The sequence below is a fragment of the Cellulomonas oligotrophica genome, from assembly GCF_013409875.1.
In the GTDB taxonomy this organism is placed as follows: Bacteria; Actinomycetota; Actinomycetes; order Actinomycetales; family Cellulomonadaceae; genus Cellulomonas; species Cellulomonas oligotrophica.
Genome location: NZ_JACCBK010000001.1, coordinates 1,124,825 through 1,144,382, shown reverse-complemented (window position 1 = coordinate 1,144,382; position 19,558 = coordinate 1,124,825). Strand labels below are relative to the sequence as shown.

At 75.1% G+C, this 19,558-nt stretch carries 15 protein-coding genes; 8 read left to right on the top strand and 7 right to left on the bottom strand.

The features are described 5' to 3' along the window. Positions 1-18: 18 nt before the first annotated feature. The 3 genes from BKA21_RS04940 to BKA21_RS04930 form a co-directional block, all read right to left on the bottom strand. On the bottom strand, positions 19-1,227 hold the full coding sequence (locus BKA21_RS04940) for an acetate kinase (RefSeq protein ID WP_140457244.1): 1,209 nt from the start codon (positions 1,225-1,227) through the stop codon (positions 19-21). After that, on the bottom strand, positions 1,224-3,335 hold the full coding sequence (gene pta / locus BKA21_RS04935) for a phosphate acetyltransferase (protein ID WP_140458306.1): 2,112 nt from the start codon (positions 3,333-3,335) through the stop codon (positions 1,224-1,226). The genes BKA21_RS04940 and pta overlap by 4 nt, the downstream gene beginning before the upstream one ends. Positions 3,336-3,440: 105 nt before the next feature. Then, the gene (locus tag BKA21_RS04930) at positions 3,441-5,951 is read right to left on the bottom strand and encodes a phosphoketolase family protein (RefSeq protein WP_239072746.1); all 2,511 of its coding nucleotides are present in this window, start codon (positions 5,949-5,951) and stop codon (positions 3,441-3,443) included. A 382-nt stretch (positions 5,952-6,333) separates the two neighbouring features. Between BKA21_RS04930 and BKA21_RS04925 the strand changes: the two genes are divergently transcribed. Then, the gene (locus BKA21_RS04925; RefSeq protein ID WP_239072747.1) at positions 6,334-7,230 is read left to right on the top strand and encodes an SURF1 family protein; all 897 of its coding nucleotides are present in this window, start codon (positions 6,334-6,336) and stop codon (positions 7,228-7,230) included. A gap of 74 nt (positions 7,231-7,304) precedes the next feature. On the opposite strand, the gene BKA21_RS04920 is transcribed toward BKA21_RS04925, so the two are convergent. Further along, positions 7,305-9,056 (bottom strand): ABC transporter ATP-binding protein, encoded by a 1,752-nt coding sequence (locus BKA21_RS04920; protein WP_140457242.1) that lies wholly within the window; start codon positions 9,054-9,056, stop codon positions 7,305-7,307. Further along, a complete protein-coding gene (locus BKA21_RS04915; RefSeq protein WP_140457241.1) occupies positions 9,053-10,918 on the bottom strand; it encodes an ABC transporter transmembrane domain-containing protein in 1,866 nt (621 codons plus the stop codon). The genes BKA21_RS04920 and BKA21_RS04915 overlap by 4 nt, the downstream gene beginning before the upstream one ends. A gap of 150 nt (positions 10,919-11,068) precedes the next feature. On the opposite strand from BKA21_RS04915, the gene guaA reads away from it, so the two are divergent. The 4 genes from guaA (at position 11,069) to BKA21_RS04895 (ending at position 14,940) form a co-directional block, all read left to right on the top strand. Then, positions 11,069-12,655: a glutamine-hydrolyzing GMP synthase gene (gene guaA / locus BKA21_RS04910; protein WP_140457240.1), complete on the top strand. Its 1,587-nt coding sequence runs from the start codon at positions 11,069-11,071 to the stop codon at positions 12,653-12,655. Between the two features lie 43 nt (positions 12,656-12,698). Continuing rightward, positions 12,699-13,124: a DUF3817 domain-containing protein gene (locus tag BKA21_RS04905; RefSeq protein ID WP_239072748.1), complete on the top strand. Its 426-nt coding sequence runs from the start codon at positions 12,699-12,701 to the stop codon at positions 13,122-13,124. A 10-nt stretch (positions 13,125-13,134) separates the two neighbouring features. Then, positions 13,135-14,268 (top strand): glycosyltransferase family 4 protein, encoded by a 1,134-nt coding sequence (locus BKA21_RS04900; RefSeq protein ID WP_140457239.1) that lies wholly within the window; start codon positions 13,135-13,137, stop codon positions 14,266-14,268. A 207-nt stretch (positions 14,269-14,475) separates the two neighbouring features. Further along, entirely contained in the window at positions 14,476-14,940 is a 465-nt protein-coding gene (locus BKA21_RS04895) for an aromatic ring-opening dioxygenase LigA (protein ID WP_140457238.1), read from the top strand. Between the two features lie 125 nt (positions 14,941-15,065). Here BKA21_RS04895 and BKA21_RS04890 read toward each other — a convergent pair whose 3' ends face one another. After that, positions 15,066-15,416, bottom strand: coding sequence for a hypothetical protein (locus BKA21_RS04890; RefSeq protein WP_140457237.1), 351 nt, complete (start codon positions 15,414-15,416; stop codon positions 15,066-15,068). Further along, positions 15,413-16,873, bottom strand: coding sequence for a PspC domain-containing protein (locus tag BKA21_RS04885; protein WP_170208896.1), 1,461 nt, complete (start codon positions 16,871-16,873; stop codon positions 15,413-15,415). Before BKA21_RS04885 ends, BKA21_RS04890 begins: the two co-directional genes overlap by 4 nt. 159 nt (positions 16,874-17,032) lie before the next feature. Between BKA21_RS04885 and BKA21_RS04880 the strand changes: the two genes are divergently transcribed. The 3 genes from BKA21_RS04880 (at position 17,033) to BKA21_RS04870 (ending at position 19,502) form a co-directional block, all read left to right on the top strand. After that, complete coding sequence (locus BKA21_RS04880; RefSeq protein WP_240705011.1) at positions 17,033-18,364, top strand: ATP-binding protein; 1,332 nt, start codon at positions 17,033-17,035, stop codon at positions 18,362-18,364. Further along, positions 18,361-19,053: a LuxR C-terminal-related transcriptional regulator gene (locus BKA21_RS04875; RefSeq protein WP_140457234.1), complete on the top strand. Its 693-nt coding sequence runs from the start codon at positions 18,361-18,363 to the stop codon at positions 19,051-19,053. Before BKA21_RS04880 ends, BKA21_RS04875 begins: the two co-directional genes overlap by 4 nt. A 101-nt stretch (positions 19,054-19,154) precedes the next feature. Then, the gene (locus tag BKA21_RS04870) at positions 19,155-19,502 is read left to right on the top strand and encodes a hypothetical protein (protein WP_140457233.1); all 348 of its coding nucleotides are present in this window, start codon (positions 19,155-19,157) and stop codon (positions 19,500-19,502) included. Positions 19,503-19,558: the final 56 nt, after the last annotated feature.

Genomic DNA, 19,558 nt, shown 5'->3' with positions numbered 1-19,558 from the left:
CCGTGGGGTCCCCTGCGGTCAGGCGCCGATGACGTCGACGGCCTGGCGCGCGATCGCGAGCTCCTCGTTCGTCGGCACGACCAGCACCGTGACCGGTGCCCCGTCGGGCGAGATGACCGTCGGCACGCCGATGCGGCCCTCGTTGCGGACCGGGTCGACGACGATCCCCATCGGCTCCAGGCCCTGGCACACGCGCAGACGGACGATGTCGTCGTTCTCCCCGACGCCCGCGGTGAACGTCAGCACGTCCAGGCGTCCGAGCACCGCGTGGTAGGCGCCGATGTACTTGCGCAGCCGGTGCAGGTACACGTCGAGCGCGAGCGCCGCCTTCTCGTCGCCCGCCGCGACCAGGTCGTGCAGCGTGCGGAAGTCGTTCTCGCCGCAGATGCCCTTGATGCCGGACCGGCGGTTGAGCAGGTCGTCGATCGCGTCGATGCTCATGCCCGCGTTGCGGTGCAGGTGGAACACGACGGCCGGGTCGATGTCGCCCGACCGGGTGCCCATGACCAGGCCCTCGAGCGGCGTCAGGCCCATCGACGTCTCGACGGCCTCGCCGCCGCGCACGGCCGACGCCGACGCGCCGTTGCCCAGGTGCAGCACGATCTGGTTCAGGTCGGCCAGCGGCCGGTCCAGCACCTCGGCCACGCGCCGCGAGACGAACTGGTGCGACGTGCCGTGCGCCCCGTACCGGCGGACCTGGTGCTCCGCGGCCACGTCGGCGTCGATCGCGTAGGTCGCCGCCGCGTCGGGCAGCGTGCGGAAGAACGCCGTGTCGAACACCGCGACGTGCGGGACGTCCGGCAGCAGCGCCTGCGCGACCCGGATGCCCGTGAGGTTCGCCGGGTTGTGCAGCGGCGCCAGCGGCGAGAGGTCCTCGATCTGCTTCTCGACCTGCGGGTCGATGAGGACGGGCCCGTCGAACAGGGCCCCGCCCTGCACGACCCGGTGCCCGACCGCCACGACGTGCGACCCCGCCAGGTCCGGCCCGATCTCGTCGAACAGGCCGAGCACGATGCGCAGGCCGACGGCGTGGTCCGGGACGGGCACCTCGCGCTTGGTCGTCGTGCCGTGCGCCACGTGCTTGACGGCGCCGAGCTCCTCGCCGATGCGCTCGACGATGCCCGAGGCGACGGCCTCGCCGCCCGCGGGGTCGACCAGCTGGTACTTGATCGACGACGAGCCGGAGTTGATGACCAGCACGGTGCTGGTCGGGTGCGGTGCGGTCATCGTGCGGCTGCCTCCGGGTCGGTGCTGGTGGGGGTGTCGAGCGCTGCGGCGGCCATGGCCTGCGCCTGGATCGCCGTGATCGCCACGGTGTTGACGATGTCCTGCACGAGCGCCCCGCGCGACAGGTCGTTGACGGGCTTGCGCAGGCCCTGCAGGACGGGGCCGATCGCGACCGCGCCCGCGGAGCGCTGCACGGCCTTGTACGTGTTGTTGCCCGTGTTCAGGTCGGGGAACACGAAGACCGTCGCGCGGCCCGCGACCGCCGAGTCGGGCATCTTCGTCTTCGCCACCGAGGCGTCCACGGCGGCGTCGTACTGGATCGGTCCCTCGACGGACAGGTCCGGCCGGCGCTCGCGCACGAGGGCCGTGGCCGCACGGACCTTCTCCACGTCGGCACCCGTGCCGGACTCGCCCGTGGAGTACGAGAGCATCGCGATCCGCGGCTCGATGCCGAACTGCGCGGCCGTCTCCGCCGAGGAGATCGCGATGTCCGCCAGCTGCTCGGCCGTCGGGTCGGGGATGACCGCGCAGTCGGCGTAGACGAGCACCCGGTCCTCCAGGCACATGAGGAAGGCGCTGGAGACGTTGTTGGTGCCGGGAGCGGTCTTGATGATCTCGAACGACGGCTTGATGGTGTGCGCCGTGGTGTGGATCGCGCCCGACACCATGCCGTCCGCGAGGCCGAGCTGCACCATGAGCGTGCCGAAGTACGACACTGACGACACGATCTCCCGGGCCCGCTCCACCGTCATGCCCTTGTGCTTGCGCAGCTCGGTGTACGCCTCGGCGAAACGCTCCAGCGTCTCGCCGTTCTTCGGGTCGATGACCTGGGCCTCGTCCAGGTCGAGCCCCAGCTCGGTGGCCCGGGCCCGGATCGACGCCTCGTCGCCCAGGATCGTCAGGTCCGCGACGTGGCGCTGCAGCAGCGTCGACGCCGCGCGCAGGATCCGGTCGTCGCCGCCCTCCGGGAGCACGATGTGCTTGCGGTCGTTGCGCGCCCGGTCGAGCAGCTGGTACTCGAACATCAGGGGCGTCACCACGCTCGGGCGCTCGACCTCGAGCGCCGCCAGCAGCGCGGTGCCGTCCACGTGCTGCTCGAACAGCGCCAGCGCCGTGTCGACCTTGCGCTGCGAGTCCTGCGTGAGCCGGCCCCGCGTGGCCGCGGCCGCGCTCGCCGAGCGGAACGTGCCGAGGTTCGTCGTGATCAGCGGCAGGCGCGAGCCCAGGCCGCCCACGAGGCGCTCGATCGACGGCGCCGGGGCCAGGCCGCCGTTGAGGATGATGCCCGCCAGCGACGGGAAGCCCTCCGCCTGGTGCGCCATGAGCAGGCCCAGCAGCACGTCCGCCCGGTCACCCGGGGTGATGACGACCGCACCGTCCTGCAGGCGGTCCAGCAGGTGCTCGATCGACATCGCGCCGACCAGCACGTCGAGGACCTCGCGCTGCAGCAGCGCCTCGTCACCGCCCGCCAGCGTGCCGCCGACGGCCTCCATCAGCTGGCGCAGCGTCGGGGCGTACAGGAGCGGGGAGTCCGGCAGCGCCCACACCGGCACGGGGCCCGACAGCGCCTGCTGGATCTGCGGCAGGTACCCGGGCGCGCAGCGGTTCGCCACCACCGCGACGACCTGGGCGTGGTTCGCGGCGATCTCGGAGTGCGCGACCTCGGCCGCGTGCCCCATCTCGTCGGGGGAGCGGTTCGCGCCGTTGACGACCAGCACCACGGGGGCGCCGAGGTTCGCGGCGATCCGCGCGTTGTACGCCAGCTCCGTGGGGCCCGCGACGTCCGTGTAGTCCGTGCCGACGACGACCACCGCGTCGCAGCGGCGCTCGACGTCGTGGTACCGCGAGACGATCCGCGACAGCGCGCCCTCGGGGTCGGCGATGACCTCCTCGTACGTGGCACCCACCGCCTCGTCGTACGCCACGTCCACGCCGTCGTGCTCCAGCAGCAGGTCCAGGACGTAGTCCCGCTCCTGCGTCGAGCGGGCCACCGGCCGGAACACCCCGACCCGCTGCACCGACCGTGTCAGCAGGTCGACCAGGCCGAGGGCGACCACCGACTTGCCGGTGTTCCCCTCGGCGGACATCACGTAGATCGTGCGGGCCACTGTCGCGCTCACTCCCCGTCGCGGCCCCGGTGGGGGCCTGTCGTCGTCGCGGGGCGGGCGGTCCCACCGGGTCGGTCGGACCGCCCGCCCCACGACGTGCTGCTGCTACTCGTTGTCGCCGCCCGTGAAGACCGTCGCCGCGATCTCCCCCTCGGCTGCGGCGTCCCCGGCGTCCGGCCACACCCAGTCACGCAGCTCGGGGAGGTCCTCCCCGTGCTCGCGGGTGTGCTGCCGGGCCGCCAGGCGTGCGTCGACCATCCGCTGGCGCAGACCCGCCTGCGAGGCGCGCAGCCCCTTGACGTGGTCGATCACGTCGATCACCAGGTGGAACCGGTCGAGGTCGTTGAGCATGACCATGTCGAACGGCGTCGTGGTCGTGCCCTCCTCCTTGTACCCGCGCACGTGCAGGTTCTTGTGCCCGTTGCGGCGGTACGTGAGGCGGTGGATCAGCCACGGGTACCCGTGGTACGCGAACACGACCGGCCGGTCCGCGGTGAAGATCGTGTCGAACTCCCGGTCGGACAGGCCGTGCGGGTGCTCGCGCTCGTCCTGCAGGCGCATGAGGTCGACGACGTTGACCACGCGCACCTTCAGGTCCGGCAGCTCGCGCCGCAGGATGTCCGCCGCGGCGAGCACCTCGAGCGTCGGCACGTCGCCGGCCGCGCCGAGCACGACGTCCGGCTCCTCGCCGGGCACCTCGGTGCCCGCCCACTCCCAGATGCCCAGCCCGCGCGTGCAGTGCGCCACGGCCTGGTCCATCGTGAGGAAGTTCGGCGCCGGCTGCTTGCCCGACACCACGACGTTCACGTACTGACGGCTGCGCAGGCAGTGGTCGTACGTGGACAGGAGCGTGTTCGCGTCCGGCGGCAGGTACACCCGGACGACCTCCGCCTTCTTGTTGACCACGTGGTCGATGAAGCCGGGGTCCTGGTGGCTGAAGCCGTTGTGGTCCTGCCGCCACACGTGGCTCGAGAGCAGGTAGTTCAGGCTCGCGATCGGCCGCCGCCACGGGATGTGGTTGGTGACCTTCAGCCACTTCGCGTGCTGGTTGAACATCGAGTCGACGATGTGGATGAACGCCTCGTAGCTGGTGAACAGCCCGTGGCGGCCGGTGAGCAGGTAGCCCTCCAGCCAGCCCTGGCACTGGTGCTCCGAGAGCATCTCCATGACGCGGCCCGCGCGGGACATGTGCTCGTCGACGTCGGCGCCGAGGAAGTCCGCGTTCCACTGCTTGTCCGTGACCTCGTACACCGCCTGGAGGCGGTTCGACGCGGTCTCGTCCGGGCCGAAGATCCGGAAGTTGTCCGGGTTCCGGCGGATCACCTCGGTCAGGTACTGGCCGAGGACGCGCGGCGCCTCGGAGATCGTCGCGCCCGGGGCGGGCACGTCCTGCGCGAAGTCCCGGAAGTCCGGCAGCCGCAGGTCCTTGAGCAGGAGCCCGCCGTTGGCCTGCGGGTTCGCGCTCATGCGGAGGTCGCCCACCGGGTTGATGCGGCGCAGGTCGTCGTCGATGCGACCCGTGGCGTCGAACAGCTCCGCCGGGCGGTACGACTGCAGCCACTCCTCGAGCACCGCGAGGTGCTCGGGGGTGTCCCGCGCGCTGGCGAGCGGCACCTGGTGCGCGCGCCACGAGCCCGTCGTCTTCTTGCCGTCGATCTCCGCCGGTCCCGTCCAGCCCTTGGGGGAGCGCAGCACGATCATCGGGTACATCGGGCGCGACTCGTCGCCGCGCGCCGCCCGCTCCTTGATGTCCGCGATCTCGTCGAGGACCTCGTCGAGCAGCGCCGCGAAGCGGCGGTGGATGCTCAGGTCGTCCTCGTCGTCGAAGCCCGCGACGAAGACGTGCGGCTTGTGGCCGTACCCGACCATGAGCGCCTCGAGCTCGTCGTCGCTGATGCGCGCCAGCACCGTCGGGTTCGCGATCTTGTACCCGTTGAGGTGCAGGATCGGCAGGACGATGCCGTCCTGGCGCGGGTTGACGAACTTGTTCGAGTGCCAGCTCGTCGCCAGCGGGCCCGTCTCCGCCTCGCCGTCGCCGACGACCGCCGCGACCAGCAGGTCCGGGTTGTCGAACGCCGCGCCGTACGCGTGGCTCAGCGCGTAGCCGAGCTCGCCGCCCTCGTGGATCGAGCCCGGCGTCTCCGGGGCCACGTGGCTCGGGATGCCGCCCGGGAAGGAGAACTGCCGGAACAGCCGGCGCAGGCCCTCCTCGTCCTCCGTGATGTCCGAGTAGACCTCGGAGTACGTGCCGTCGAGGTACGCGCTCGCGACCAGGCCGGGACCGCCGTGGCCGGGGCCCGTGACGTAGATGGTCGACTGCTGCCGCTCCGCGATCGCACGGTTGAGGTGCGCGTAGAGGAAGTTCAGGCCCGGGGTGGTGCCCCAGTGGCCGAGCAGACGGGGCTTGACGTCGTCGCGCGAGAGCGGACGACGCAGCAGGGGGTTGTCCAGGAGGTAGATCTGGCCGACGGACATGAAGTTGGCGGCACGCCACCACTTCTCGATCCGTCGGAGGGTGGCATCGTCGACCTCGCCGCTGCCGCGCCGCCACGCGCGGGGCGCGTCGACGTCGGCCGGCGGTCCGCCGGTGCCCTGTGGTGCTGTGGTGGTGCTCATGTCGCTCCGTTCGCTCGCGACGCCGCCGGGTGCGCACCCAGCCTTCCGTGAGGCCACGGCCGTCGACGAGGACGTCCGACCCAGCCGACCTGTGCTCCTGGCCACATGTCATGAAACCCCACGTGGTCCGGGCCCGCAGGAGGGGCCCGGAGGAGCGTCGGTGACCGTCGGACGAACGGGCGGGGCCCGGACCTGCCGCGTCGTCGTGCCGGTCCGCGCCGTCGCAGGTCGTGCCGTGGCCACCGCGTGCTCCCGTGCAGGTCACGAGCGGTGCCGCCGCGACGCCAGACTACGCCCGGCCGACCCGCGCACCCGGCCGCGGGCGGTGTGGGACCGGACACGTCCGGGGCCGGTCGCCGCCGCGTGCGGGTTACCGTGGGACGTGGCCCAGACCTCCTGGTGGCGCGCGGCTGTGCGCCCGCGCATGCTCGGCATGCTCGTGGTCCTCGTCGCCGCCGCGGCGGTGTGCGCCCGGCTCGGCGTCTGGCAGCTCGAGCGGGCCGAGATCCGCGGCGCGTCCGCCGAGGAGCGTCGCCTGCAGGAGATCGCCGACGCCCCGCCCGAGGACCTCGCCGCGGTGCTGCCCGCCGGGGCGTCGTTCACCGGCGACATGGTCGCGCGCAAGGTCGAGGCGACCGGCACCTACGACGTGGCCGGGCAGCTGCTCGTCACCGGTCGGGCCCACGACGGGTCGACGGACGGCGTGCTCGTGGTCGCGCCGCTGCACGTCGACGGCCCCGACGGCGAGGTCGTCCTGCCGGTCGTGCGCGGCTGGCTCGACGCCGGGGCCGAGGTCCCGCCCGCGCCGGCCGGCGAGGTGCGCGTGGTCGGCTGGCTGCAGGCGGGGGAGGAGGCCGGCACCGCCGTCGTCGACGGTCGCACCGACGCGATCAGCCCCGCGCAGCTCGCCGCGACGTGGGGCGGACGCCTGCTGACGGGGTACCTCGTGCTCCAGTCCGCCGACCCCGCCGAGGTGGCGCATCTCGAGCCCCTGGACCCCCCGACCCGCGCCGGGACCGGCCTCAACGTGCAGAACCTGGCCTACGCGGCGCAGTGGTGGATCTTCGGTGCGTTCGCCGTCGCCCTCTGGGTGCGACTCGTCCGCGACGAGGCGGCCGGGCCCGTCGCGCTGCCCGGCGACGCACCCGCCGGCGGCCCCGACCCGGACGGCGCCCCCGACCCGACCACGGGCACCGACCGGGACACCGGCCTGGGCTCCGACCCGGCAGCGGCGTCCGGGCACGCCGTCGGCAGCGGGCCCGCCGCACCGCCGGTCTGACGGACCGGTCGGGCCGACCTGACCCGCCCGTCAGGCCGGCCCCACCCCGTCCGTGGACGGGCTGCGCCGTCCGGTCAGGCGGACTCGTGCTGCCAGGAGCGCCACAGGGCGGCGTACTCCCCGCCCGCGGCGACCAGGTCCTCGTGCGGGCCGATCTCGCTGATCCGCCCGCCGTCGACCACCGCGACGCGGTCGGCGTCGTGCGCGGTGTGCAGGCGGTGCGCGATCGCGACGACCGTGCGGCCCGCCAGCACGGCCGACAGGGACCGCTCGAGGTGCCGGGCCGCGCGCGGGTCGAGCAGCGACGTGGCCTCGTCGAGCACCAGCGTGTGCGGGTCGAGCAGCACGAGCCGGGCCAGCGCGACCTGCTGCGCCTGGGCCGGGGTCAGCGGTGCACCGCCCGAGCCGACCTCCGTCGCCAGGCCCTGCGGGAGGGCCTCGACCCAGTCCCACGCGTCGACGGCCCGCAGCGCCCGCTCGAGGTCCGCCTCGGTGGCCTCGACCCGCGCGAGGCGCAGGTTGTCCGCGAGCGAGCCGACGAAGACGTGGTGCTCCTGCGTGACGAGCGCGACCTGACCGCGCAGGTCGTCCAGGGGCAGGTCGACGAGCGGCACGCCGCCGACCGTGACGGTGCCGCCCGTGGGCGGGTGGATGCCGGCGAGCATGCGGCCGAGCGTCGACTTGCCCGCGCCCGAGGGGCCGACGACGGCCAGCCGCTCGCCCGGGGCGAGGTCGAGGTCGATGCCGTGCAGCACGTCGTGCCCCTCGCGGTACGCGTACCGCAGGTCGCGGGCGCTCACGCGGTCGTCGGCCGGGCGGTCGCCGGTGGCCGTGCGGTCGGCGTCGACCAGGCCGACGCCGACGATCCGCGCCAGCGCGGTGGCCGCCACCTGGATCTCGTCCACCCAGAAGATCAGCTCCCAGACGGGGCCGGTCACCTGGAACGCGTACAGCACGATCGTCGTGACCACCCCGAGCGTGACCTGCCCCTGGGCCGCCAGGTAGCCGCCCCACACGAGCACCGCCACGGGGGCCAGCACGAACGCCAGGTCGACGGCCGGGAAGAGCACGGTCCGCAGGTCGAGCGTGCGGCGCTCGGCGTCGAAGGCGTCGGCGAGGTCGGCGTCGATCCGTTCCGTCCGCCGGCGCGTCAGGCCGAGGGCGTCGACGGTGCGCGCACCCTCGACGGTCTCGGTGATCGTGCCGTTGAGCACGGCGTACGTCGCGGCCTCGCGCTCGTACGCCGGCGTCGCGCGCCGCAGGTACCAGCGGACCACGAGCAGCATGGTCGGGACCCCGACGAACAGCGCGACGGCGACGAGCGGCGACAGCAGTACCGAGGCCGTCACCGTGAGCGTGATCGTCACCACGGCCACGATCACGCGGGGCACGCCGAAGCGCACCGCGTGCTGCAGCTTGTTGACGTCGTTCGTGGTGCGGGCCACCAGGTCGCCCGTGCCCGCGCGCTCGACGGTCGACAGCGGCAGGGCCGTGACGGTATCGACGAACTCCTCGCGCAGCTCGGCGAAGACCTTCTCGCCGAACAGCATCGAGGCCCGCTGCGCGTACCGGATCAGACCGGTCTGCGACAGCACCGCGACCACGCCGACGCCGATGTAGGTGTTGACGGTGCGGGCGTCCGTGCCCGTGGTGATGGCGTCGACGAGCCGACCGAGCAGCCACGGACCGGCCAGCCCCGCGACCGCGGCCAGGGTGTGCAGCACCGCGACCCGGGCCAGCGGCCGCCGGTGCCGGCGCAGCAGCCGGCCCGCGTAGCGGCGTGCCGTCGCGCTGTCCGCGATCGGCAGCGTCGTGGCCGTGCTCATGCCGCACCTCCCGTGCTCTCGTCGCGCGCCCCGGACCGGGCCGGTGCGCCGTCCGCCAGCAGCGCGCGGTCGCGCTGCTCCTCGTCGTGCCCGTCGGCGTCGAAGACGCCCTCGACCGCCTGGTCGTCGTCCATCCGTCGGCCCACGACGCGCCGGTACGTGCGGGCGACGCAGGGCCCGGCCTCGCCGTCGAGCAGGCCCGCGTGCGTCCCGCGTGCCAGCAGCGTGCCGTCCTGCACCAGCTGCACCTCGTCGACGTGGTCGAGCACCAGGGGGCTCGCGGTGACCACGAGCGTGGTCCGACCGCGCCGGGCGTCGGCCAGGCGGGCCGCGATGCGCGCCTCGGTGTGGGCGTCGACCGCGCTGGTCGGCTCGACCAGCACCAGCACCTCGGCGCCTGTCAGCAGGGCGCGTGCGAGCGCGACCCGCTGACGCTGGCCGCCGGACAGGGACCGACCCTTCTCGGGCAGCTCGCCGTCCAGCCCGTCGGGCACCGAGTCGAGCACGTCGTGCGCGTCGGCCAGGTGCACCGCCGCGAGCAGGTCCTCCTCCGCGGTGGTCCCGCGCACGTCGAGACCGGTGCGCAGCGGCCCGGAGAACAGGTGCGGCGTGGCCTCCGCGACGACGATCCGCTCGCGGACGACGTCCTTGGGCAGGTCGGCGAGCAGCACGCCCCCGAAGCGCACGGGCGTCGCCGCCTCCGCCTCGTCGTCGAAGCGACCCAGCCGGGTCGCGATCGCGGCGGTCTCGTCCGGGTCGTCGCTGACGAGGGCCACGACGCGGCCCGGCTCGAGGACCACGCCGCTGACCTCGTCGACGAGCACGGCGCCCACCGGGGGAGCCGCGGCCGTCGCCGCGCGCGCCCCCGTGGACGGCACGACACGCAGCACCGCGAGCACCTTGCGCGCCCCGACGACCGCGCGCGTCGTGGCCTGGAGCATCATCGTCGCGTTCTGCACCGGCCAGGCCAGGAACGCCGCGTACCCGTACGTCGTGACGAGCTGGCCCGGCGTGATCGTCCCGTCCAGGGCCATGTGCGCGCCCAGCCAGACCAGCGCGACCACGAACATGCCCGGCAGCAGCACCTGAAGCGCGTCCAGCCACGACTGCGTGACGGCGACGTCCTCGCCCTTGCGCCGGACCACCTGGGACTGCTCGCGGTAGCGGCCGGTGAACACCTGCTCGCCCCCGATGCCGCGCAGGATCCTCAGCCCCGAGACGGTGTCCGCGCCGAGGGTCGTCAGGCGTCCCGACGCCTCGCGCTGGGCGACCTGGCGGCGCTGCAGCGGCCGCACCAGCAGGCCGAGCGCGAGGGCCACGGTCGGCAGCCCCACCAGCACGACGACCCCGAGCGGCACCGACACCTGCAGCATGAGCACCGCCACGGCCCCGTAGGCGACGAGCGACCCGACGAAGCGGGCGAGCTGGGCGTAGACCTCCCCGACCCGCAGGGCGTCGTTCGCGACGGCCGAGACGACCTCGCCGGTCGGCAGCTCCGCCGTGATCGCGGCGCCCGAGCGGGCGGTCGTGCGGCCCACGAGCTGGGACGTGGTGAACGCGGCACGCAGCCAGTTCGCCACGTCGTACCGGTGCCCGACCGCCGAGGCGGCGGCGCTGACCAGGCCGAGCACGAGCAGCATCCCGGCGGCGCGGAACAGGTCGGGGCCGAAGCCCCGCTCGAGGCCGTCGTCGATCGCCCGGCCGGTGAGGTAGGGCAGGAACGCCTGGCACGCGAACATCACGACGCCGCAGGTCACGGCGCCGAGGAGGATGCCCCACTGCCGGCCGGCCAGCCACCACAGGTAGGTGAGCGGGCCGCGCAGGGGCGGGGTGCCGGGGTCGGCCAGGGGGAGCTGTCGCACGAGCGTCCACGGTACGACCGCGCACCCACAGCCCCCAGGGAAATACCTGCTGCCGCCGCGGTCCGACCCGTGGCGCACCGTCCCGACCCGTCCCGCGGGCCCCCTGCCGACCGCCCCGCCCCGCTCCGCGCGGCCACTAGGCTGGGCGCCGTGACGCAGACCCCCGAGCCCGCCACGTCCCACCGGCCGGTCCTCGTCGTCGACTTCGGCGCCCAGTACGCCCAGCTCATCGCGCGCCGCGTGCGCGAGGCGAACGTGTACTCCGAGATCGTGCCGCACACGGCCTCGGTCGCCGACCTCCTCGCCAAGGACCCCGCCGCGATCATCCTGTCCGGCGGCCCGTCGTCGGTCTACGCCGACGGCGCGCCCTTCGTCGGGCCCGAGCTGTTCGAGGCCGGGGTCCCGGTGCTGGGGATCTGCTACGGCTTCCAGGCCATGGCCCAGGCCCTCGGCGGCACGGTCGCCCAGACCGGCCAGCGCGAGTACGGCGGGACGGCCGTCGAGGTCACCACGGCCGGGACGGTGCTCGCGGGCAGCCCCGCGCAGCAGACGGTCTGGATGAGCCACGGCGACGCCGTGCACGCCGCGCCCGCCGGGTTCGAGGTGCTCGCGACCAGCGCCGGCAGCCCGGTCGCCGCGTTCGAGGACCGCGAGCGGCGCCTGTACGGGGTGCAGTGGCACCCCGAGGTCAAGCACTCCCCGCTCGGGCAGAAGGCCCTGGAGAACTTCCTCTACGAGGGCGCGGGCCTGGCCCCCGACTGGAACCCCGGCAACGTCGTCGCCGAGCAGGTCGAGCGCATCCGGGCCCAGGTCGGCGGCGCCCGCGTGATCTGCGGGCTGTCCGGCGGCGTCGACTCCTCCGTCGCCGCCGCGCTGGTCCAACGCGCCGTCGGGGACCAGCTGACGTGCGTGTTCGTCGACCACGGGCTCCTGCGGTCCGGCGAGGCCGAGCAGGTCGAGAAGGACTTCGTCGCCAGCACGGGCGTGCAGCTCAAGGTCGTCGACGCGCGCGAGCGGTTCCTCGCCGCGCTCGCCGGCGTGTCCGACCCCGAGACGAAGCGCAAGATCATCGGCCGCGAGTTCATACGCGTGTTCGAGGACGCCGCGCGCGAGGTCGTCGCCGAGGCCGGGGCGCACGGCGAGTCCGTGGAGTTCCTCGTGCAGGGGACCCTCTACCCCGACGTCGTCGAGTCCGGCGGCGGCGAGGGCGCCGCCAACATCAAGTCCCACCACAACGTCGGCGGCCTGCCCGACGACCTGCAGTTCGCGCTCGTCGAGCCGCTGCGCACGCTCTTCAAGGACGAGGTCCGCGCGGTCGGCCTCGAGCTCGGCGTGCCCGAGGCGATCGTCTGGCGCCAGCCGTTCCCCGGCCCGGGGCTGGGCATCCGGATCGTCGGCGAGGTGACCGCCGAGCGCCTCGACACGCTGCGCGCGGCGGACGCCATCGCCCGCGAGGAGCTCACCCGCGCCGGTCTGGACCGCGAGATCTGGCAGTGCCCCGTGGTGCTGCTCGCCGACGTGCGCTCCGTGGGCGTCCAGGGCGACGGGCGCACCTACGGCCACCCCGTCGTGCTGCGCCCCGTGTCCAGCGAGGACGCGATGACCGCCGACTGGACGCGCCTGCCCTACGACGTCCTGCAGGTCATCTCCACGCGCATCACGAACGAGGTGCCCGAGGTCAACCGGGTCGTCCTCGACGTCACGAGCAAGCCGCCGGGCACGATCGAGTGGGAGTGACCGCGGCCCGCCCGCGACCCGCCCGCCCGACGAGAGGACCCGTGTGACCACCGCGACCGACCCCGCCGCCTGGGCCCGCCGCGCCCGCGGCGCGCTGACCCGCTACCGCGTCATGGCCTGGATCACCGGCTCGATGCTCGTGCTGCTGTGCGTCGAGATGGTGCTGAAGTACCTCCTGCAGCTCAACGGCGTCGACGCCGAGGGCGACCCGAACCCCGTCCTCGGGGCGTGGATCGCGTTCGCGCACGGCTGGATCTACGTCGTGTACCTCGTCACCGTGTTCGACCTGTGGTCGACGCTGCGCTGGAAGGTCGGCCGCCTGGTCACCCTGGCGCTCGCGGGCGTGGTGCCGGTCATGTCGTTCGTGCTGGAGCGGCGCGTCCACGCCGACGCGCAGGCGCGGGTCGACGCGGTCCTCGGCGCCGTCCCGGCCACGGGCGACGCGGGCGCCGGCAGCGCCGCCGGTTAACCTGGCGCGCGTGCGCATCGTCCACGTCTCCGACTGCTACGCGCCCCGGACCGGGGGGATCGAGTCGCAGGTCGCGGACCTCGCGCACCACCAGGCGCGCGCCGGGCACGACGTCCACGTGCTGACCGCCACGCTCGGCGAGGGCGGGGAGCGCGGCGGCGTCGTCGACGTCGACCGCGGCGTCCACGTGCACCGGCTGGGTGCACGCCTGCCGTTCGACCTGCCCGTCAACCCGCTCGCCGGCCCGCGGCTGGTCCGGGCGGCCCTGGCGGACCTGCGCCCCGACGCGGTGCACGTGCACGCCGGCGTGCTCTCGCCGTTCGCGTACGACGGCGCCCGGATCGCGCTCGGCGCCCGGCTGCCCACCGCCATCACCTGGCACTGCATGCTCGACGGAACGGTCGACGTGCTCCGCCGGCTCGTGCGCACGACGCGCTGGCGGACGGCGCCCGTCGCGCTGAGCGCCGTCAGCGCCGCCGCGGCCGCCCGGGTGCGTGCCGTGTTCGACGCACCCGTCGACGTCGTCCCCAACGGTCTGGACCTGGACGCGTGGGCGCCGCAGGGTGCGTCGGCGGCGCACGCCGGGCCGCTGCGCGTCGTCTCGACCATGCGCCTGGCGCCCCGCAAGCGTGCGGTGCCCCTGGTCGACGCGGTCGCCTCGGCCGCCGGCCGGCTGCCCGCCGGTGCGCTGCGGCTGGAGATCGTCGGCGACGGTCCCGTGCGCGACGCCGTGCAGGCCCGGGTCCGCGCACGCGGCCTCGACGACGTCGTGCACCTGCACGGCCGCGTGCCGCGCGACCGGCTGCGGGACCTGTACGCCCACGCCGACGTGTTCGTCGCCCCCGCGCACCTCGAGGCGTTCGGCATCGCCGCGCTCGAGGCCCGCACGGCCGGCCTGGCCGTGGTCGCGCACCGCGGGACCGGCATCGCCGAGTTCGTCACCGACGGCCTCGACGGCCTCCTCGTCGACGACGACGCCGGCATGGCGGACGCGCTGGTCCGGCTCGCGCAGGACGCTGACCTGCGGGTCCGCCTGCAGGAGCACAACCGGGCGGTGCGCCCGCCGTTCGGCTGGGGCGACGTGCTCGACGCGGCGCAGGCCCAGTACGCGCGCGCCGGGGCCCTCGCCGGCCGTCCCGCCTGAGGTCGCGGGCCCGCCCCGGGCCCTAGGTCCCCTCCGGGCCCGCCCCGCCCCGGGCCGGGCGCCTGCGGCCCCGCCCTGCGGGACCTGGGTCCCACTGGATACGCTCGACCTGCGTGGACGCTGTGAGACATGAGCCGATGGCTCGTCGGGGTCGCACCGATGCGGACCCGAGTCCGTGGGGGCACCAGAAGGATCGGGGAGAACGACATGTCGAACGCAGTCAGCAAGTCGCAGCACATCAAGATCCTGGCCATCGTCGTGATGGTCTTCGGCGCGATCTTCGCCGTGGCCGGCACCGGCACGTGGATCGCGGTGTCGAGCAACCTCGCCGCCGAGAAGATCGTGGTCGCCGAGGACGCGGCGGCGTTCGCCGGTGCGACGGTCGACACGCCGTGGGAGGCGTGGGCGCAGGCCGACATCATCAACCACCACGCGCTCGAGGCGTCGGGCGGCCTGACCTACTCCGAGCTGGACCGTGAGGACCCGGTCCGCGAGACGATGATGAACGGCTCGTTCCTGCGGGCCTCGCTCTTCACGTCCGTCGTCGCGTTCGGCGTGGCGCTGCTGGTCTTCGGCCTCGGCGTCGTCTTCATCATCGTCGGCGAGACCCTGCGCCGCGTGGCCGCGAAGGTCGAGACCTCGGCCGCCGCGCCGGAGCTGGCGAAGGTCTGACCGGCTCTTCCCCTCACGGGTCGCCGACCGCGGCTCCGTCGAGCCGCACGCCGCGCGAGGGCCGGCACCCGTCACGGGTGCCGGCCCTCGCGTCGTGCTCCCGGCGGGCGACCGCCGGGGTCCGTTCACCGGCGGTCGCGCCGGCCGGCGGCCACCAGGGGGCCGACGATCATCCCGAGGCCGGCCGCCACGAGCAGCCCGATCGCGGCGAGCTGGACGTCGATGGTGTATCCCGCCGCGACGGCGAGGATGCCCGCACCCACGACGGCGATGATCACGCCCCAGACGACGGTGCCGACCCGGACCCGTCGGCGCCGGGGCCCGGGCGCGACGGGCGTCGCGGCGGTGCCGTCCGACGTCTCGGCGCGGTCCGTCGGCGTGGTGGTCCCCGGTGCGTCGGCGGCGTCCGTGGCCGCCTCCGGGGCGGGTGCCCCCGGGGCGAGCGGGGGCAGGGGGCGGGTGTCGTCGGTGCTCATGCTGCGTCCTCCTCGATGATCCGGATCTCGCCGGCGCCCACGTCCACGGTGAGGACGATCTGCGCGGCGCTGCCCGACTGCACGGCCTCGTCGTCGAGCTGCAGCCCGTCGAGCGCGACGCCGTCGTGCCGGAGCGTCTGCCCGTCGAGCTCCCAGCTGAGCGAGCCCGCCCCGACGGTCACGTCGGCGCTGACCGCGGCGTCGGCCGGGACGACGACGACCAGCTCGCCGGCGCCCAGGTCCACGGGCACCTGCAGCGGCTCGTCCTCGTCGAGCGGGACGGCCGTGAGGTCGACCCGCGAGCTGCCCATGCCCACGCTGACGCCCTGCGCGGCGTCCTCCCGCGACGTGAAGACCCGCTCGTCCGACGTGACCGGGCCGTCGTCGGACGTCCACCACTCGGAGTCGACCTGCGCCACCAGCGCCGACGGCACCCAGACCAGGGCGCCGGCGATCGCGAGGAACCCGACGAACCCGCTGCTGCGTCCCCGCAGGCCGAGGGTGACGATGCCGAGGCCGGCGATCACCAGGGCGATGCCGCCCGTGGTGAGCCACACCGACCCGGACCAGACGTCGGCGCGCTCGGCGAGCAGCAGCGCGGCCAGGCCCAGGGCGCTCAGGCCGACGACGGCGCCGACGGTCGCGGCGTCCGCGCCGTTGCGCGGCGGGCGCGGGGGACGGGGCGGGGCCGGCGGCCGGGGGGCCGGCGGCGGCGACCCGTAGGGCGCGTAGCCGTAGGGCGGCGGGGGCGGCGGACCGACCGGCGGCACCGGGGCGCCGGGCGCCGCGACGGGCGGCAGCGGCACGGTGGCGGCGGGCCCGGCGGGTGCCGTCGCGCCCCAGGTGGTGCCGGCGGCGGGCGCCGGACCGGGGACGGGGACCGCGCCAGCGGCGGGCGCCGGGTACGGGCCGCCGGGCGGGGGCGTCGGCACGCCCGGGCGACGTCGCAGCGCGGTCACGACGAGCGCGCCGACGCCGACGAGGAACCCGAGCCACAGCAGGCCGGTGAACCAGCCCTCGCCGTCCCAGAACCACCACCACCCGTCGCCGCGGGCCAGGCCGACGACCACGAACGCGAGCGCCCCGAGCAGGGCGACGTCGCTGCGGCCGGCGCCGAGCTCCTCGAGGTGGATGCGCCCGTCGGACTGCTCGGGCAGCAGCGCCCAGGCGACGCCGTACAGGACGAGGCCGAGCCCGCCGAGCAGGAACGACACGGCGATCAGGCCGCGCACGAGCAGCGGGTCGACGCCGAGGCGTGCCGCGACGCCGCCGGCGACGCCGCCGATCCAGCGGTCCTGCGTGCGGACCAGGCCCGTGCGGCGCACGCCGGCCCAGAACGCGTTCTCCTGCGGGGCCGGTCCGCCCGGCGGTGTGCCGTAGGGCGGTCGGCCGGTCTGCGGCCCGGGTCCGTGCCCGGGGGTTCCGGCGGTGGCGCCGGCGGGGCTCTGCGTGTCCATGGCTCGATCCTGGGCCCGGGGTGTGCGCCCCGGCATCGGGGACGGCCCCTGACCGGACCCTGGTCCGTCCGGGGGCCACCCCCGGTCCGACCCCGACGTCGACCCTGGTCCCGGGCGTGAGTGCGGCGTCGCGGGCCCGTGACGTGCTTCGATCAGGGCGTGACCACCGCACCTGCCGCGCACCGGCCCGCCGCGCGCCTGCCCCTGCGCCGGCCCGAGCGCGGTCGTCTGCTCGGGGGCGTCGCGGCCGGCCTGGCGGCGCACCTCGACGTGCCGGTGCCGCTCGTGCGTGTCGTCCTCGTCGCGCTCGTGCCGTTCGCCGGGCTGGGCCTGGCCGTGTACGTGTTCTGGTGGGTCACCGTGCCTCAGGGCGACCCGGCGGCCACGGCGACGACGGCCCGGCCGAGCGCCCTGCAGCGGCTGGCGCGCCGGCAGCCGGGGGAGCCCCTGCTGCCGGCCGGCCGACGCCTGCCCGTCGCGGACCTCGCGCTCGGCGGCCTGCTGGTCGTCGCGGCGGCCGTGCTGGTCGCGATGCGGCTGGGCGTGGAGCCCGCAGGACGGTGGGCGCTGCCGGTGCTCGTGCTCCTCGTCGGCGTGGGTCTGGCATGGTCCCAGCTCGACGCGGTCCAGCACGGGCGCGGGGGCGGGCGACGCGTCAGCGTGCTGCGGCTCATCGGCGGTGTGCTGCTCGCGTCGGCGGGGGTGGTCCTGCTCGTCGGGGAGGGCGTGGGGCGTGGCGTCGAGCCCGCCCTGCTGGCGCAGTCGGCGGTCGCGGGGCTGGCGGTGCTGCTGGGCGTGGGGCTCGTGCTCGCGCCGTGGTGGGTGCGCCTGGTCCGTGAGCTCGGCGACGAGCGGGCGGCCCGCGCGCGCGAGGCCGAGCGGGCCGACATCGCGGCGCACCTGCACGACTCGGTGCTGCAGACGCTCGCGCTGATCCGCGCACGTGCCGACGACGCCGCGGACGTCGCGCGGATGGCGCGGGCGCAGGAGCGCGAGCTGCGCGAGTGGATGTACGACGACAGGCGCGCCCCCGGCACGTCGGTGGCCGCGGACCTGCGGGCCGTGGTCGCGGAGGTCGAGGACTCGCGGTCGGGCCCGGGCGGCGAGCCCGTCGCCGTGGACCTCGTCGTGGTCGGCGACCGGGCGCCCGACGAGGACACGCTGGCCCTGCTGCAGGCGGCGCGCGAGGCCCTCGTCAACGCGGTCGTGCACGGCCGCCCGCCGGTGTCGGTGTACCTGGAGGCGGGCCCGGACGTCGTCGAGGTGTTCGTCCGGGACCGCGGCGACGGGTTCGACCTCGACGAGGTCGGCCCCGACCGCTTCGGGGTGCGGGAGTCGATCATGGGACGGGTGCGCCGTCGCGGCGGCACGGCCCGGGTGACGAGCAGCCCGGAGCGCGGCACGGAGGTGGCGCTGGCGATGCCGGTGGGCGACGCGCGGGCGCAGGACGGGCAGGGGTCGTGGACGACGGACGAGGAGCACGGGGCATGAGCGCGACGGGGACGGGACCGGGCGAGGCGGTGCCCGCCGGGGGGCCGGTGGACGTGGTGCTGGTCGACGACCACCACATGTTCCGCACCGGGGTGCGGGCGTCCCTGGACGCCCGGGTCCGCGTCGTGGGCGAGGCGGCGTCGGTCGACGAGGCGGTCGCCGTCGTGCACGCGCTGGCCCCGCCGGTGGTGCTGCTCGACGTGCACCTGCCCGGCGGCGACGGCGGCGGGGGCGCGGAGGTCGTCCGCCGCTGCCAGGACCTGCCGGGCACGCGGTTCCTCGCGCTGTCGGTGTCGGACGCGGCCGAGGACGTCGTGGCGGTGATCCGGGTGGGCGCGCGCGGCTACGTCACCAAGGCGATCGACCCGGCCCAGCTCTCGGCCGCCGTCGTGCGCGTCGCCGGTGGCGACGCGGTGTTCTCGCCCCGGCTGGCCGGCTTCGTGCTCGACGCGTTCGGCGCGGCGGCCGGCGACGTGGCGACGGGCGACGACGAGCTCGACCGGCTCTCGGCGCGCGAGCGCGAGGTGATGCGGCTGATCGCGCGCGGCTACACGTACCGCGAGGTCGCGGGCGAGCTGTTCATCTCCGTCAAGACGGTCGAGACGCACGTCTCGGCGGTGCTGCGCAAGCTCCAGCTGTCGAACCGGCACGAGCTGACCCGGTGGGCGGCGGCCCGGCGCCTGCTCTGAGACGGTGCGCGCTGCCGGTACCGGCCGACCGTGACGCGCACCACGCCGGCACCGTCACCCAGGGGAAGTGACAAGGTGTCAGCACGTCTACGATGGGCCGCATGGAGATCGTCTACGGCGTCCTGGTCGTGCTGCACCTCATCGGCTGGGCGATGGTGCTCGGCGGCGCCCTCGCGGGCCTGCGCAGCGCCACCCTCACCCCCGGTGCCTTCCATGGCATCCTGACCGCCCTGGTCACGGGCATCGTGCTGGTCGGGCTCGCCTCCTCCGGCGTGGCCGGGCACGAGCCGAACAACGTCAAGGTCGCGGTCAAGCTCGTCGTCGCGCTCGTCGTGACCGGCCTCGTCGTGGTCGCCCGCCGGCGGCCCGAGGTGGTCACGTCCGGCTACCTCGGCGGGGTGGCCGGCCTGACGGCGCTGAACGTCGCGATCGCCGTCCTCTGGCGCTGACGCCCGTCCCCGCGCCGGGCCCGTGCGCGCGGCACGGGGTGTCGGTGGGGGCGCCT

Bases quoted from the DNA above. Each gene is read 5' to 3' on its own strand.
- BKA21_RS04940 (WP_140457244.1), bottom strand. From the start codon at position 1,227: ATGACCGCACCGCACCCGACCAGCACCGTGCTGGTCATCAACTCCGGC.
- BKA21_RS04930 (WP_239072746.1), bottom strand. From the start codon at position 5,951: ATGAGCACCACCACAGCACCACAGGGCACCGGCGGACCGCCGGCCGAC.
- BKA21_RS04920 (WP_140457242.1), bottom strand. From the start codon at position 9,056: ATGAGCACGGCCACGACGCTGCCGATCGCGGACAGCGCGACGGCACGC.
- BKA21_RS04895 (WP_140457238.1), top strand. From the start codon at position 14,476: ATGTCGAACGCAGTCAGCAAGTCGCAGCACATCAAGATCCTGGCCATC.
- BKA21_RS04890 (WP_140457237.1), bottom strand. From the start codon at position 15,416: ATGAGCACCGACGACACCCGCCCCCTGCCCCCGCTCGCCCCGGGGGCA.
- BKA21_RS04885 (WP_170208896.1), bottom strand. From the start codon at position 16,873: ATGGACACGCAGAGCCCCGCCGGCGCCACCGCCGGAACCCCCGGGCAC.
- BKA21_RS04875 (WP_140457234.1), top strand. From the start codon at position 18,361: ATGAGCGCGACGGGGACGGGACCGGGCGAGGCGGTGCCCGCCGGGGGG.
- BKA21_RS04870 (WP_140457233.1), top strand. From the start codon at position 19,155: ATGGAGATCGTCTACGGCGTCCTGGTCGTGCTGCACCTCATCGGCTGG.